The organism is Muriicola sp., from assembly GCF_041567615.1.
Lineage (GTDB): Bacteria > Bacteroidota > Bacteroidia > Flavobacteriales > Flavobacteriaceae > Muriicola.
Genome location: NZ_JBFGBM010000048.1, coordinates 1 through 14616, shown reverse-complemented (window position 1 = coordinate 14616; position 14616 = coordinate 1). Strand labels below are relative to the sequence as shown.

The following is a 14616-nucleotide window of genomic DNA, read 5'->3' as shown; positions in this document are numbered from 1 at the left end:
TGACAAGGCTGGAAAATTGCATTCCATCCCTATTACCATAGAAGACCGAAAGGCTTATGTGGAAGGGCTCGTGAGTTTTGAAAATATGCAGGAGGTACCTGTAAAACTCCTGATGGACACCGGCAGCAGCGATGCCGTTTGGTTGTTCCAGGATCTGGAGAAAGGCATCAGCATACCCGAAAAACACTACGTGGATTATCTCGGGAAGGGATTGAATGGCAGTATATTCGGCAAGCGGACGTTGGTGAGCAAGGTACAACTCGGGGATTTTGTTCTCAATGACGCCAAAGCCGCTTTCCCGGATATGTTTTCCTTCAGCAGCATCAAGGATCACGGGGACAGGAACGGAACCGTAGGAGGGGAGATCCTGAGGCGTTTCAATATCGTATTCAATTACAGGGACGGGGTGATCAACCTGCGGAAAAACAGTTTTTTTAACGATCCGTTCCGATTTAATATGAGCGGACTCGAATTGCAGCACAATGGGGTCAGGTATATTGCAGAACGCATCACGGACAGCCGGGGCGTTGTTAAAAATGACGAACGCACTTTCGGGGATGTTCAGATCCTGATGGAAAACAGGACCCGACTCAGCCTGGTCCCTGAGATCATCGTATCAGGTATCAGGGCCGGCAGCCCTGCAGAGGAGGCCGGGCTTAGGGAAGGGGATGTGATCCTGGCAGTCAATGGGAAGAGCATCCACAAATACAAACTGCAGGAGATATTGAACATGATCAACGAGAAGGAGGGCAAGAAGGTCCGTCTGCTGATCGAGCGATACAACTCAGACCTCCTCTTCTCCTTTACCTTGAGGGATGTGTTTGAAAAAAAACCCTGACAAATCTGCCAGGGTCTTTCTGTCTATATTTTGAAATGGATTATTTGCCTTCAACAGGTTTTACCTCGCCTTTGATCTTCAACACCTTAGTAGGGGTGTCTGCATTAGAGATGACGGTAATGGCCTTCCTGATAGGCCCCACCCTGTTGGTGTCATATTTCACCTGAATTTCTCCTGTTTTCCCGGGCATGATAGGCTCCTCAGGTTTCTTGGGTATAGTGCATCCACAGCTTGAACTCACCTTGGAGATGATCAATGGAGCTTCTCCAGTATTGGTAAATTCAAATACGCGAATTCCGTCACTTCCTTTTTGGATCACTCCGTAATCCACAGTCTCAGTTTTGAACTGTATTTTGGCCGTCTTTTCCTGAGCGTGTACGCTTAAGGCCATCAGGCCAACAAACAATAATAAAACTAGTTTTTTCATCACTTAACTTTTAGAGTGAATCTCAAATGTAGCATATTTGCAGTTACATCCAAAATTCTTTTGTTATCTACTAACGTTACTTATTTTTGTTTCGTATTTCATTGACGGATTTTAATCGAATTAAGGTCCACATCCGTAAAACCCTTATAATTCCGCCGTTTCACCCCTTATTTGTCAAGAATCATACCAAAGATGAACATCCCTTCAAAATACGATCCCATCGCCATAGAAGACAAATGGTATGCCTACTGGTTAAAACACAAATACTTCCATTCAGTCCCCGATGAGAGGGAGCCTTTTACCATCGTGATCCCACCCCCTAACGTAACAGGGGTTCTTCATATGGGGCATATGCTCAACAACACTTTACAGGACGTACTCATCAGAAAGGCACGCTTACAGGGCCGCAATGCCTGCTGGGTTCCCGGGATGGACCATGCTTCTATTGCCACCGAGGCTAAGGTCGTTGCAAAATTAAGGGAGGTAGGAATCCGCAAAGCCGATCTCACCAGGGAGGAGTTTCTGGAACACGCCTGGGAATGGACGCACGACTACGGGGGAGTGATCCTGGAACAACTCAAGAAACTGGGCTGCTCCTGCGATTGGGACCGGACCAAGTTCACCATGGATGAAGACATGTCTGCTTCTGTGATCCGTGTTTTCGTGGATCTTTACAGGAAAGGATTGATTTACAAGGGATACCGTATGGTAAACTGGGACCCGGAAGCCAAGACCACCCTGTCCGATGAAGAGGTGATCTACGAGGAGAAACAGGGCCAGTTGTACTATCTCAAATACACGGTTGAAGGGAGTTCGGAATCGCTTACCATCGCCACTACACGGCCCGAGACTATTCTCGGGGATACCGCCATCTGCATCCATCCGGAGGATGAGCGCTTCGCCCATCTCAGGGGAAAAAAGGCTATTGTCCCTGTCTGTAACAGGGTGGTCCCGATCATCCAGGATGAGTATGTCGACATGGAGTTTGGTACAGGGTGCCTTAAAGTGACCCCGGCCCACGACGAGAACGACTGGAAACTGGGAGAAAAACACGGCCTTGAGACCATAGATATCTTTCATGAAGACGCCACATTGAATTCCTATGGACTTCATTATCAGGGCAAGGACCGCTTTGAGGTCCGCAAGGAGATCGTAAAGGAACTCAATGAAATCGGTGCCCTGGAGAAGGTGGAGACCTATACCAATAAGGTGGGCACTTCGGAGCGAACCAAGGCTGTTATCGAACCCCGCCTGCTCGACCAGTGGTTCCTGAGTATGGAGGAATTGGTGAAACCGGCTTTGAAAGCCGTGGTCGATACAGGGGAAGTTCGCTTCTTTCCCAAAAAATTCGAAAACATTTATAAGGTCTGGATGGAAAACATCCGCGACTGGAATATCTCCCGCCAGCTGTGGTGGGGACAGCAGATCCCAGCCTATTATTACGGGGAGGGAAACAGGGAAGTCGTCGTAGCCGAGACTCCGGAGGAGGCCTTAAAGGAGGCCAGACAGAAAAGTGGAAATCCCGGCCTGAAGCCCGAAGATCTGAAACAGGATGAGGATGTCCTGGATACCTGGTTCTCCTCCTGGTTATGGCCCATAAGCGTGTTCGGGGGGATCCTGGATCCCGATAACGAAGAGGTGAACTACTATTATCCCACCAACGATCTGGTCACGGCACCGGATATCATCTTTTTCTGGGTGGCGCGAATGATCGTAGCGGGCTATGAATTCAGGGATGCAAGACCGTTTGAGAATGTTTATTTCACGGGTCTGGTCAGGGACAAGGAAAGGCGAAAGATGTCCAAGCAACTGGGCAATTCTCCGGATGCTTTAAAACTGATCGAGAACTACGGGGCCGACGGGGTCCGGGTAGGGCTTCTGCTCAGTGCTCCTGCAGGAAACGACCTCCTCTTTGACGAATCCCTCTGCCAGCAGGGAAAGAATTTTGCCAACAAGATCTGGAACGCCTTCCGGCTTGTCAAAGGATGGGAAGTGAAGGACCTGCCTCAGCCCGAGGCCGCAGCCGTCGGAATTCAGTGGTACGGAAACAAATTGAGCGCAACCCTTGAGGAGGTCAACGACCATTTTTCCAAATACCGAATCTCGGATGCATTGATGGCTATCTACAAACTTATCTGGGATGATTTCTGTTCGTGGTTCCTAGAAATCGTCAAACCGGCTTACCAGCAACCCATCGATGCAAAAACATACGCATCGGTCATCGGTTTCTTTGAGGAAAACCTGAAACTTTTACACCCCTTTATGCCCTTCCTGACCGAGGAGGTATGGCAGTGCATGAGCGAACGCTCCCCCGACCAAGCTCTGGTCGTCGCTTCCTGGCCGGAACCTTTGACTCTTGACAAGGAGATCCTGGAGGAATTTTCCTTTGCCTCCGAGGTGATATCGGGTATTCGCACCATCCGGAAAGAAAAGAACATCCCCCAGAAAGATGCATTGGAGCTGCAGCAGATGAGGGTTCAGCAGGTTTCGTCTAAATGGGATGCGGTCATCGAAAAACTGGGGAACATCCATAGCATCACCTCTGTAGAAACAGCTCCGGAAGGTGCCCTTTCCTTCAGGGTGAAAAGCAATGAATTCTTTATCCCTGTGACCGGTGCGGTAGACCTGGAGGCCGAGATCCTGAAGATCAGGGAAGAACTGTCTTACACCCGTGGATTTCTCAATTCCGTTGAAAAGAAGCTGTCTAACGAACGCTTTGTGAACAATGCGCCTGAAGCCGTTGTTGCCCTGGAAAGGAAAAAAGCATCCGATGCCAGGGAAAAGATTGAGACCCTGGAGAAAAGCCTGGCCAGCCTTTCCACTCCCTGATCTGTTTTCCAAATAAAAACCTAATAAGAGCCACATTTTCAATCTGTTGTGATATATTTACGGAAAACGCTGTTATGAGAAAGATACTTTTCGTCCTCCCTTTTTTTCTTAGTCTTGGCGTAGTTTCCTGTTCTAATGACGGAGATTCAGGGTCGAATGAGCAGGAAATCATTGTAAAACCCAGGACGAGTATTTCCGACGCGGCTTTTGAACAGGTCCTGGTAGAATTGGGAATTGACGATGTAGTGGATGGGTCCGTCCTTACCGAGAACGTCGAGACGGTGACCTCCCTGGTTATGAATGACAAGGGCATCAACAGCCTGGAGGGCATAGCAGACTACGCCATGCTGGATAACCTCTGGGTGAATGACAACCAGATAAGCAGCCTGAATCTTTCTTCCAACAGGGCCCTGAAGTTTATCTATGTGGATAACAATGCCCTCACGGCGATTGACATTAGCAACTTGTCCAGCCTGGAGAAATTATCTGTCCCCGGGAATATCCTGACTCAACTCGATATATCAGACAGTCCTGCCCTGCAATTGCTGGACATCAAGAACAATACCCTTGGGGCTATCGACCTTTCGGCCATACCGAACAGTTCGCAGCTCAATACCTTCGCCGTGGAAAATAACCCCCTAACCTGCATAAAAGTGAACGGGGAGATCCTCAACGATATCCCTGCTCAGTGGACGAAGGATCCGGAGGACAGTTACGCTCTCGATTGCAATTAAACACTTACATTACAGGCGGTTAATTTTATGGGATATGAGGTAGTTTCATATCTTTAAGGAAAGATATACGGCCATGAAAACACTTATCCCCTTACTTTTTTCAATTCCACTGGTTCTCTTCGCGCAAAAAGAAACTCCCCCGGTCTTGCCTGTGGATATTCAGATCGTTACAGCAACGCTGCCCTTACCCGAAAATGAGCAGGCGGATGCCATGGTCTACGGATACAATTCCAACGGGGAATTCGTCATCCTCAGGGAAGGGACCAACAATATGGTCTGCATAGCCGATAACCCAAACAGGGAAGGTATCAGCGTAAGTTGTTACAGCAAAAGACTGGAACCCTTCATGGCCCGTGGCAGGGAACTCAATGCGGAGGGAAAATCCCAGGAGGAACGCACTGCTATCAGGGGGCAGGAGATCGCCTCCGGTAAACTACCCATGCCCAAGGAACCCAGTATGCTTTACGTGTATTTTGGAAAGGACGAGGATTATGACCCTTCCACCGGAAAACTTGAAAATGGTAAATTCAGGTACGTGATCTACACCCCGTTTGCAACTACAGAATCGACGGGACTACCCGATAAGCCTCATGCTCCGGGGATGCCCTGGTTGATGGATCCCGGGACACACCGGGCCCATATCATGGTCGGTCCGTTTAACTAGCGGATACGGGATGGGCCTTTCGGGTATCCCAAAGGGTGAAAAGGACAGCGACAATGACCAGGTTTTTAATGATATACTGCCCCGTCAGGGTTAGCGTCAGCGGTCCTGCCGTAAATACCTCCGCAGGAAGCAAAAACAGGGGAGAGAAGGTCAGCAGGATGTGGAGCAGGGCAAATGGGATAGTAATCCTGCGGAATACATTGAGCAGCAGGAAGAGTCCCAGAGTGCATTCCCATATAGCCAGGAGGATGAGAGCCAGGCGGGCATCGAGCAGGTTGAAGGTAAGCTGGACGATGGTTTCGGATGCCAGCCCTTCAGCCGGACTCACCCCCGGGAAGAATTTCAACGCCCCGAACCACAGGTAGACGATCCCCAGAGAACAGGAAAGGAAGGAGAAGCGACCTACTACTTTCTTTTTGAGTCGATTTGTATTCATGATATCCGGTATAAGATCTTATGGATCGAGTGCGTATCCCTTGATAAAAAAGCTAACCGGAAGGTTAGCTTTTTATAGAAACTTGAATGATAACTAACTAAACTGATAGCATTAACTTAATAACTTTACACCAATGTAAGGAGTTTGGAAAACCCCTGAGATTAAGGGCTGGGCAAAAAGGATTAAGGAAAGGTTAATCCTGTTAAGAAAAGAACAAGACTTCGGGCGAAAGGGATATTTTTAGTTAATTGGAAGCAATTTGAGCAAAAGGAATATTTACATAGGCGTATTCGTGATTTCGGTTATAGGCCTCGCTATAGTACAGTATAAGTACCTGGAGATCGGCCTGAGCCTGGCCCGGGTACAGTTCAGTAAGAACCTGGTGACCGCAGGTGATGAGATACGCGAGGACCTGACCAACCGGGACCAGATGACCTTTTTGCTTGGAAAAGCCCTGCAGCGGGACTCCACCTATTTCAGACTCAGCATCGACAGCGTGCAGGATGCCTCCAGATTTTTTCTCAATGATTTTTTAACGGAGCGATTGGTAAGGAACGGGATTGAGGCCGAATTCAGCTATGAATTGTTCTCTAAGGACACTTCCTATTACCTCCAGTCTCCAAGGACCTTTTCAGATCGGGATAAGGAGGTGAAATACCCAATTCTTCTGCAGGGATACCTTCCTGATTTACTGGGGGACCGCCTGATCCTGGAATTGAAGTTCAGGGATCTTCGATCGTATTTTTTCTTTCAACTCAATGGGCTTATCCTGCCGAGTCTTATTTTTTTGATCGGTATTGTGGCTGTGATCATCTGGATCCTGCGAACCTATTACTGGCAGAGGAATCTGATCACCCATACCAACGAATTTATCAACAACCTCACACACGAGCTGAAAACCCCTGTTTTCTCTATCGGCCTTGCCAGTAAACTCCTGAGCCAAAACGCAACGGACAACCAGAAACCCATCCTGGACATCATCCGCCAACAGACGGATAGACTTTCAGGACATATCGACCGGGTGCTGGATCTGGCCCGGATGGAATCCGGAAAAGATATCTTCAACCTCTCAGAGACCGATTTTCGCCCTGCCCTCAAAAAACTCTGTCAGGATTTCGGCACTCTGGTATCCCTGGAAGAAGTGCGTTTTACCTGTGACTTAGAGGAAGGAGCATACCCGATCCGGGCGGAGGTCTTCCACCTGGAGAACGCTGTCAACAACCTTCTCGACAATGCCAAAAAATATTCGGATGATCCGGTGATAAGCCTTAGGGCAACCCGAGAAAATGGTTATCTTGTTATCAGGATACAGGACAATGGCCGGGGCATAAGCCCGGAAGACCAAAAACGCATCTTCCAGAAATACTTTCGGGTAGGGGAAGGGGATCTTCACAATGTGAAGGGCTATGGACTGGGTCTCAGTTATGTCAAGAAAGTCATCGATGCCATGAAAGGAAAGATCAGTTTGCAGAGCAAGCTCGGGCAGGGGACCCTTATCTCTATTCAAATTCCGCTGACCCATGGATGAGAAACGATCTAAGATCTTGCTCGTTGAGGATGATACCTCCCTGGGGTATCTCCTGACTGAGTATCTGCAGTTGAAGGGATTCTACGTATTCTGGGCAACAGACGGCAAGAAGGCCCTTTTAAAACTGAACGAGGAAGCATACGATTTGGCGATCCTGGACATCATGATGCCGGAGATGGATGGATTCTCCCTCGCGCGGACTATCAAAGGTCAGTATCCCGACCTGCCTTTTATCTTTCTTACGGCCAAGTCGCTTAAGGTAGACGTCTTAAAAGGATTTTCGCTTGGTGCAGTAGACTATCTGAAAAAACCCATAGACGAGGAAGAACTGGTAGTCAGGATCGAAGCCCTATTGTCACATATCAAAGGAACCGAAACGGCCCCTCAGGAGATATCCAAGCAGATTCGAAAACTGGGTAAGTACACTTTTAATCCCCTCAACCAGGAACTCCATTTCAACGAGGAGGTCATCCACCTCACTTCAAGGGAGAACGAATTACTCAACTTTCTTTCTTCTCGCATCAACAAGCTGTCGGCCCACAGGGATATACTGATGGCTCTATGGGGCAGCCACGACTATTTTAAACAGAAGAGCCTCAATGTTTTTATTACCCATCTCAGGAAGTACCTGGAGAAGGATGAAGATATCCGTATCGAAAACGTCCACGGCCAGGGTTTTATCCTCAGGGTCAGGCAGTCTGATACCTGATCCATCCCATCCCGGTAATTCGATGAAATAGAGTATCTTTAAGGCCGGATCACAGCCGTTACCAGTACTATGGAAACCTATGCCAACGCGCTCCTGTACGCCATTCCAATCTTTATCATCCTTCTGCTGATAGAGATCCTGTACGGCCATTTCGTCAAGGATCAGCAGCACAAGGTAATGGATACCGTGAGCAGCATCAGTTCCGGACTTACCAACATCGTCAAGGATTCATTAGGTCTGGGAGTGATCCTGGTGAGTTACCCGTTCCTGCTTGAAAACCTCGCTATTGCTGAGATCAGGGCAACCTGGGGGGTATGGCTTACCGCCTTCCTGGCGATCGACTTTGCCGGTTACTGGAACCACCGACTGAGTCACCACGTCAATTTTTTCTGGAACCAGCATGTCATCCACCACAGCAGCGAGGAATTCAACCTGGCCTGTGCGCTCAGACAGTCGATTTCTAACCTCCTGGGGTATTTCCCCCTCTTCCTTATCCCGGCAGCCCTCCTCGGAGTGCCGGCAGAAGTGATTGCAGTGATCGCCCCCATACACCTCTTCGCACAGTTCTGGTATCACACCCGTCATATCGGAAGGATGGGCTGGCTGGAGTATATCATTGTGACCCCGTCCCAACACCGGGTTCATCACGCTATCAACCCCGAGTATATCGACAAAAATCTAGGGCAGATCCTCTGTGTCTGGGATCGCTGGTTTGGCACTTTTCAGGAGGAACTGGAGGATGTGCCTCCCCAGTACGGGGTCTTGAAACCCGCCCATACCTGGAACCCCATCCTGATCAATTTTCAGCACTTGTGGAGGCTGATGCTCGATGCCTGGCGCACGCGCAGCCTGAAGGACAAATTTCGGATCTGGTTTATGCCGACGGGATGGAGGCCGGCAGATGTAAGAGAGCGGTACCCGGTGAATACTATCGATGATGTGTATGCATTCAAGCGGTATGAAACCCCTACCTCCCCCTGGCTCAAGGGATATGCCATCTTCCAGATGGTCAGCACCCTGGCCCTGACCCTGTTTATGTTCTATAATTATACGGAGATTGGCTTTGAAGGGCTCTTGGTTTTCGGTGCCTTTGTTTTCCTGGGGATTTTTGGGTACACCAGCCTGATGGACCGGCATAAATTTGCATTCCTCATAGAATTGTTCAGGAGCGCGGCCGGCCTGGCATTGATAGGGATCACGGGCGACTGGTTTGGGCTCGATGCCTACGGGTCCTATGGAAGTGCCGTCGTGGGCCTGTATTTTGGGATCACTGCCCTGGCAGGGTTCTATTTTACCTTTGTGGAGCGAAGTGAAACGAAACGAACCATGGCGATCTAAATTTTATGGCGATCAGACCCTATATCCTGGCGGAGACCAACTGGCAATCCTTAAAGGAGGCCGATTTTGAACTGGCTGTCCTGCCCTGGGGGGCTACCGAAGCCCACAATTACCATTTACCCTATGGAACAGATATTTTTGAGGCTGAAATGATGGCTGCGGAAGCGGCCAGGCTGGCCTGGGAAAAGGGAGCCAGGCCCATTGTCCTCCCTGTGATCCCATTCGGGGTGAATACGGGTCAGACAGACATCTACCTGGACATCAACCTGAACCCAAGTACCCAGATGGCCATCCTGAGAGACGTGATCACCGTCCTGAACAGGCAGGGGGTTCGAAAGCTGCTGATCTTCAACAGCCATGGCGGCAATAATTTTAAGGCCCTGGTCAGGGAACTGGGCCTGGAATTCCCACAGATGTTTCTCAGTGTTGCGCACTGGTTCAAAGTGATAGACCATCCTGAATACATAGAGGAGAAAGGAGACCACGCAGACGAAAGGGAGACCAGTCTTATGCTTTATTTCAGGCCGGATCTGGTCCTTGAAAAGAGATACTGGGGGAAGGGAGCCGCCAAAAAATTCAGAATAAAGGCCTTTTCAGAGGGCTGGGCCTGGGCAGAGAGAAAATGGTCACAGATTTCCGAGGACACGGGTGTAGGCGATCCTTCCAAATCCAGTAAAGAAAAAGGCGAGAGGCTGTTCAGGGAAGTAAGTGCAGCGATGGGGAATTTTCTCTTTGAGCTCTGTAAGGCCGATATTGATGACCTCTACGAATAAATTCAAAAGGAGTTGATCCCGAATTCCTTTTTTACCAGAATGATATATTTTTCCATGGCCTCCTCGGGCTGAAGGTTTCTGGCCTGTATTAAGGCATTGGCCTTAAAGGCATTGATCAAAGGTGTCTTACTGCCGGGATTGTCAAAATTCTGGTTGGCGATCTTGTAATAAGCATAGAGCTTCAGCAATAGGTCGGGAGCCAACGGATCCGTGTAATTGCTGATGAAGGAAACTGCCTTCTGGAATTCGGTTTTCAGGTTATCCTTCTCCATCGTAAGTGTTTAATGAGGCCAGGCAGGTGATGGCTCCTTTCACTTTCTGATTGAGCTTCACGGCTACCAGGGCATCCAATGGTAGGAATACATCCACCCGGGAACCAAATTTTATAAAACCGCTCTCCTCACCCTGCTGTACACTTTCGCCCTCCTCTGCATAATTGACGATACGCCTCGCCATGGCCCCCGCGATCTGGCGGTATAGGATATCACCGAATTTAGGGGTCCTTATCACCACGGTGGTCCGCTCGTTCTCTTCACTGGACTTAGGGTGCCAGGCCACCAGGTATTTTCCCGGATGGTATTTTGAATATTTGATGACCCCGCTGGCGGGATAGCGCGTGACGTGTACATTAACAGGCGACATAAAGATGGAGATCTGCAACCTTTCCTCTTTGAAATATTCTGTTTCCATCACCCGTTCAATCACCACCACTTTTCCGTCAACAGGGGCGTGAATCTCATTGAAATTCTTATTGGAGATCCTCTTTGGATTCCTGAAGAACTGAAGAATGGATACCAGGATGAGTATGGAAAGCATCTGAACCGTGATCCTTATCCAGTCAGTCAGGATATAGAAATCAGCCAGCACTGCGGCGACTACGACCAGGAAAAAAGTCAGGAGGATAATTTTCTGCCCCTCTCTATGAAACATAGGTAAAAATGTTTAGTACCAAATAGGCGAATGGTGCTGCAAATATAAGACTATCCAGTCGATCCAGCATCCCTCCGTGTCCCGGCAAAATGGCACCGCTGTCTTTGACCTGGGCCAGTCTCTTGAGTTTGGATTCCACGAGATCTCCCAGGCTTCCCGTGATCACGATCACGGAGGCGAGGATCATCCATTCATCCGGCTTTATGATGGGTTCGTACTGCGCCAGCACATAGGCGGCAATCAGGGTGAAGATAAAACCGCCCACGGTACCCTCTATGGTCTTTTTGGGAGATACTGATGGAAAGAGCTTGTTCCGGCCAATGGATTTACCCACCAGATAGGCGAAAGAATCGTTTACCCAAATCAGGATAAAGATCCCCATAATCAGCATTTTGGCGAAAGCGTCATCCTTGTAAGGGATCATGGTCAGAAAAATACAGCCTCCCCCTATGTAGAAGAGCCCGATCACAAATTTTTCATAGGCCCTGTAGAATTTTTTACGGGAGAAAAGGAAGTAGATCAGAACGATATTCACAGTTATGGAAAGGAACATCAAAATGTTGATCAGTGCCTCGTCTCTGATGATGTAGATGAAGAGCCACCACAATCCCAGGTAAGCCGCAAAAATGTAATACCCACTTAATCTGACGAGTTTTTTGTACTCGTAGAGGCATGCCAGGCCAAAGACCATAAAAAGAAAATCGAAGGCATCGGAACTCAGGAAGACAGCCGAGAGCAGAAGAATTACATAGACCACCCCCGTAAGTAAACGCCTGAGAAGTTCCTTCATTCTACAAATCTTCCAGAAGTAAGAGGTATAAGTGCTTGGAGCTGCTTCCGTAGGTTAGAAAATCATCGGCATTCTCATTGGTGGCCTGAAAGTGCTTGATGGTGGTGATATTAGCCGGTATGCCCTGCCTGTATTTTTTCTTGATGGCTTTAAGGCCTTCGCCTATGCTTTCCACGAGCTGGCTGGTAGTGGCGAAGACAATGACGTTTTCCGGGAGTTCACTCAGTTTTTTTTCTTTCAGCTGGTTGGAACAGACCAGGATTGATCCGTTCTGGGCGATCAGGTGCTCGCAGGTGGTAAAGAACACCTCACTCGCATTGGTCTTGTGAGTAAAGGTGATATTTTCTTTTGAAAACTTTTCTTCCAGCCGCGGATCCATCACAAAAAAGGGTGTTTCTTCCCAGTGATTTTCCTCGACGATGTTCTTCATGGCTTCCGAAACCTCTTCGAAAGAATCGCAGTAAAGGAATTTGCCTCCGTTTTTTTTGAAATGAATCGTGAATTTTTCATCTACGGGAAGATTGAGGTCGGGCATATGGACACCACGGGTCTCGACAGTTTCCTTGGAAACCTTCTTTTTTTTACCTCCTCCAAATAAACTGGAAAATAGTCCCATAGGTCGATTTAAATCTGATCGAATGTACTCATTTCTAGAACGTAACGCGAGAATTATTTATTATCCTTGGTCAGTTCCTCCTCCTCTTTCTTCTCCTCCGTAGGTTCCTCGTCTTTTGAGGTTTTCTTTTCACTCACCGGTTTATCCTTGTCCTTTGGCTTCTCTTCGCTGCTGGAGATCTCCTGTCCCTTTTTGTCAAACTTCTTTTCGAAAGGTCTTTTTCCGAAGATCTTTTCGAGGTCTTCCTTGAAGATCACTTCTTTCTCAAGCAGCCGTTCGGCCAGCTCCGTCAGCTTGTCCTTGTTCTTTTTCAATACATCCACGGCCCGGGCGTACTGCTCTTCGATGAGCTTTGAGATCTCCTCATCAATCTTCTGAGCAGTCTCTTCACTGTAAGGCTTTGTAAAACCGTATTCACTCTGGCCGGAAGAATCGTAGTAGGTGAGGTTCCCGATAGTATCGTTAAGGCCGTAAATGGTCACCATGGCCCGGGCCTGTTTGGTCACTTTCTCGAGATCGCTCAGGGCGCCTGTTGAGATCTTGTCAAAAATCACCTTTTCGGCGGCGCGGCCACCCAGGGTAGCACACATTTCATCCTTCATCTGTTCGGGTCGGACGATCAGGCGTTCTTCGGGCAGGTACCACGCAGATCCCAGAGACTGTCCTCTGGGGACGATGGTCACCTTCACAAGCGGGGCAGCGTGTTCAAGCATCCAGCTCACAGTGGCATGGCCTGCCTCGTGATAGGCAATGGTCCTTTTCTCCTCTTTGGTGATGATCTTGTTCTTTTTCTCGAGTCCGCCTACGATACGGTCTACCGCATCCAGGAAATCCTGTTTAGTCACTGCCTTTTTCTCTTTCCTGGCGGCGATCAGGGCTGCTTCGTTACAGACGTTTGCGATATCGGCTCCGGAGAAACCGGGTGTCTGACGGGCCAGGAAGTCGAGATCGAGTGTCTCGGCAGTTTTGATCGGTCTCAGGTGGACCTCAAAGATCTCTTTTCGCTCGCGAATGTCGGGCAGGTCTACATAGATCTGCCGATCGAAACGTCCGGCACGCATCAGGGCCTTGTCGAGCACATCTGCCCTGTTGGTGGCTGCGAGCACGATCACATTGGTATTCGTCCCAAAACCATCCATCTCGGTCAGGAGCTGGTTGAGTGTGTTTTCCCTTTCGTCATTGGAGCCTGTAAAATTGTTCTTTCCCCTGGCTCGCCCTATGGCGTCTATCTCGTCTATAAAGATGATGGCCGGGGCCTTGTCTTTAGCCTGTTTGAACAGGTCCCTTACCCTGGATGCTCCCACCCCGACGAACATTTCGACGAAATCTGATCCCGAGAGGGAGAAAAAGGGCACTTTAGCTTCCCCAGCCACGGCCTTGGCCAGAAGGGTTTTACCGGTCCCGGGAGGACCTACCAGCAGCGCTCCTTTGGGTATCTTACCTCCAAGGGAAGTGTATTTGTCTGGATTTTTCAGGAATTCCACGATCTCTTCGATCTCCTCTTTGGCACCTTCCAGTCCGGCCACATCCTTGAAGGAAGTGCGGGTGTCTGTTTTCTCGTCAAAGAGTTTAGCCTTGGACTTCCCGATATTGAAGATCTGCCCGCCGGCTCCACCGGCCCCTCCTCCGGACATCCTCCTCATGAGGTAGATCCAGAGTCCGATAATGAGGACAAAGGGAAGGATGGTGATCAGCAGGTCAAAAAAGATATTGGATTCCTTGTCGAACTCCACAATGGTGTTGAGGGAATTTTCCTTTTTGATCTCGGTGATCTCATTCTGAAAGATCTGCAGGTCTCCGTAGTCCAGGACATACTGGGGGATTTCAGCAGTCGTGGGGAAAAAGGGCTTATTTGCGACATCCTTGTGAACGTCCTTGGTCAGCGCTTCTTCCGTCAGGAATACCTTGGCCTGATTCGTGTTCGTGATGATCAGGATCTTGGCGATATCCCCCGCCCTGAGGTATTGCTGTAGTTCGGAAGTGGTAGTCTTACGGGTAGTACCC

General features: G+C 49.0%; 15 protein-coding genes. 8 read left to right on the top strand and 7 right to left on the bottom strand.

Going from position 1 to position 14616, the window contains the following annotated elements; genetic code table 11:
- Nucleotides 1-838 (top strand): PDZ domain-containing protein (locus ABYP73_RS05095; RefSeq protein WP_372973641.1); only part of this gene is annotated, 838 nt, incomplete at its 5' end.
- A 40-nt stretch (nt 839-878) separates the two neighbouring features.
- Here the strand turns inward: ABYP73_RS05095 and ABYP73_RS05090 are convergent.
- Nucleotides 879-1265 (bottom strand): DUF1573 domain-containing protein, encoded by a 387-nt coding sequence (locus tag ABYP73_RS05090; protein WP_372944930.1) that lies wholly within the window; start codon nt 1263-1265, stop codon nt 879-881.
- 192 nt (nt 1266-1457) lie between these two features.
- On the opposite strand from ABYP73_RS05090, the gene ABYP73_RS05085 reads away from it, so the two are divergent.
- From ABYP73_RS05085 to ABYP73_RS05075, 3 genes are all read left to right on the top strand, one after another.
- Complete coding sequence (locus ABYP73_RS05085; protein ID WP_372973640.1) at nt 1458-4094, top strand: valine--tRNA ligase; 2637 nt, start codon at nt 1458-1460, stop codon at nt 4092-4094.
- 74 nt (nt 4095-4168) lie between these two features.
- Nucleotides 4169-4828 carry a hypothetical protein gene (locus ABYP73_RS05080; RefSeq protein WP_372973639.1) on the top strand — a complete coding sequence of 220 codons (660 nt, stop codon included), beginning with the start codon at nt 4169-4171 and terminating at the stop codon, nt 4826-4828.
- A 73-nt stretch (nt 4829-4901) separates the two neighbouring features.
- Nucleotides 4902-5492, top strand: a complete 591-nt coding sequence (locus ABYP73_RS05075; RefSeq protein ID WP_372944933.1) for a hypothetical protein — start codon at nt 4902-4904, stop codon at nt 5490-5492.
- Here the strand turns inward: ABYP73_RS05075 and ABYP73_RS05070 are convergent.
- On the bottom strand, nt 5485-5928 hold the full coding sequence (locus ABYP73_RS05070) for a doxx family protein (protein WP_372973638.1): 444 nt from the start codon (nt 5926-5928) through the stop codon (nt 5485-5487). The genes ABYP73_RS05075 and ABYP73_RS05070 overlap by 8 nt on opposite strands.
- Before the next feature lie 259 nt (nt 5929-6187).
- Between ABYP73_RS05070 and ABYP73_RS05065 the strand changes: the two genes are divergently transcribed.
- From ABYP73_RS05065 to ABYP73_RS05050, 4 genes are all read left to right on the top strand, one after another.
- Nucleotides 6188-7456: a sensor histidine kinase gene (locus tag ABYP73_RS05065; RefSeq protein ID WP_372973637.1), complete on the top strand. Its 1269-nt coding sequence runs from the start codon at nt 6188-6190 to the stop codon at nt 7454-7456.
- Nucleotides 7449-8165 (top strand): response regulator transcription factor, encoded by a 717-nt coding sequence (locus ABYP73_RS05060; protein ID WP_372944936.1) that lies wholly within the window; start codon nt 7449-7451, stop codon nt 8163-8165. The genes ABYP73_RS05065 and ABYP73_RS05060 overlap by 8 nt, the downstream gene beginning before the upstream one ends.
- Before the next feature lie 69 nt (nt 8166-8234).
- Nucleotides 8235-9503: a sterol desaturase family protein gene (locus tag ABYP73_RS05055; protein WP_372973636.1), complete on the top strand. Its 1269-nt coding sequence runs from the start codon at nt 8235-8237 to the stop codon at nt 9501-9503.
- Between the two features lie 5 nt (nt 9504-9508).
- A complete protein-coding gene (locus ABYP73_RS05050; protein WP_372944938.1) occupies nt 9509-10276 on the top strand; it encodes a creatininase family protein in 768 nt (255 codons plus the stop codon).
- A 2-nt stretch (nt 10277-10278) separates the two neighbouring features.
- On the opposite strand, the gene ABYP73_RS05045 is transcribed toward ABYP73_RS05050, so the two are convergent.
- The 5 genes from ABYP73_RS05045 to ftsH form a co-directional block, all read right to left on the bottom strand.
- Nucleotides 10279-10548, bottom strand: coding sequence for an acyl-CoA-binding protein (locus ABYP73_RS05045; protein ID WP_372944939.1), 270 nt, complete (start codon nt 10546-10548; stop codon nt 10279-10281).
- Entirely contained in the window at nt 10535-11206 is a 672-nt protein-coding gene (locus tag ABYP73_RS05040; protein ID WP_372973635.1) for a phosphatidylserine decarboxylase family protein, read from the bottom strand. The genes ABYP73_RS05045 and ABYP73_RS05040 overlap by 14 nt, the downstream gene beginning before the upstream one ends.
- Nucleotides 11196-11996 (bottom strand): phosphatidate cytidylyltransferase, encoded by an 801-nt coding sequence (locus tag ABYP73_RS05035; protein WP_372946594.1) that lies wholly within the window; start codon nt 11994-11996, stop codon nt 11196-11198. Before ABYP73_RS05035 ends, ABYP73_RS05040 begins: the two co-directional genes overlap by 11 nt.
- Nucleotide 11997: 1 nt before the next feature.
- Complete coding sequence (locus tag ABYP73_RS05030) at nt 11998-12612, bottom strand: LUD domain-containing protein (RefSeq protein ID WP_372973634.1); 615 nt, start codon at nt 12610-12612, stop codon at nt 11998-12000.
- A gap of 53 nt (nt 12613-12665) precedes the next feature.
- A partial coding sequence (gene ftsH / locus ABYP73_RS05025) for an ATP-dependent zinc metalloprotease FtsH (protein ID WP_372973633.1) occupies nt 12666-14616 on the bottom strand: 1951 nt, incomplete at its 5' end.

Excerpts from the sequence above, each read along its gene's own strand:
- ABYP73_RS05090 (WP_372944930.1), bottom strand. The coding sequence starts at position 1,265 with ATGAAAAAACTAGTTTTATTATTGTTTGTTGGCCTGATGGCCTTAAGC.
- ABYP73_RS05085 (WP_372973640.1), top strand. The coding sequence starts at position 1,458 with ATGAACATCCCTTCAAAATACGATCCCATCGCCATAGAAGACAAATGG.
- ABYP73_RS05080 (WP_372973639.1), top strand. The coding sequence starts at position 4,169 with ATGAGAAAGATACTTTTCGTCCTCCCTTTTTTTCTTAGTCTTGGCGTA.
- ABYP73_RS05075 (WP_372944933.1), top strand. The coding sequence starts at position 4,902 with ATGAAAACACTTATCCCCTTACTTTTTTCAATTCCACTGGTTCTCTTC.
- ABYP73_RS05070 (WP_372973638.1), bottom strand. The coding sequence starts at position 5,928 with ATGAATACAAATCGACTCAAAAAGAAAGTAGTAGGTCGCTTCTCCTTC.
- ABYP73_RS05060 (WP_372944936.1), top strand. The coding sequence starts at position 7,449 with ATGGATGAGAAACGATCTAAGATCTTGCTCGTTGAGGATGATACCTCC.
- ABYP73_RS05055 (WP_372973636.1), top strand. The coding sequence starts at position 8,235 with ATGGAAACCTATGCCAACGCGCTCCTGTACGCCATTCCAATCTTTATC.
- ABYP73_RS05050 (WP_372944938.1), top strand. The coding sequence starts at position 9,509 with ATGGCGATCAGACCCTATATCCTGGCGGAGACCAACTGGCAATCCTTA.
- ABYP73_RS05045 (WP_372944939.1), bottom strand. The coding sequence starts at position 10,548 with ATGGAGAAGGATAACCTGAAAACCGAATTCCAGAAGGCAGTTTCCTTC.
- ABYP73_RS05040 (WP_372973635.1), bottom strand. The coding sequence starts at position 11,206 with ATGTTTCATAGAGAGGGGCAGAAAATTATCCTCCTGACTTTTTTCCTG.
- ABYP73_RS05035 (WP_372946594.1), bottom strand. The coding sequence starts at position 11,996 with ATGAAGGAACTTCTCAGGCGTTTACTTACGGGGGTGGTCTATGTAATT.
- ABYP73_RS05030 (WP_372973634.1), bottom strand. The coding sequence starts at position 12,612 with ATGGGACTATTTTCCAGTTTATTTGGAGGAGGTAAAAAAAAGAAGGTT.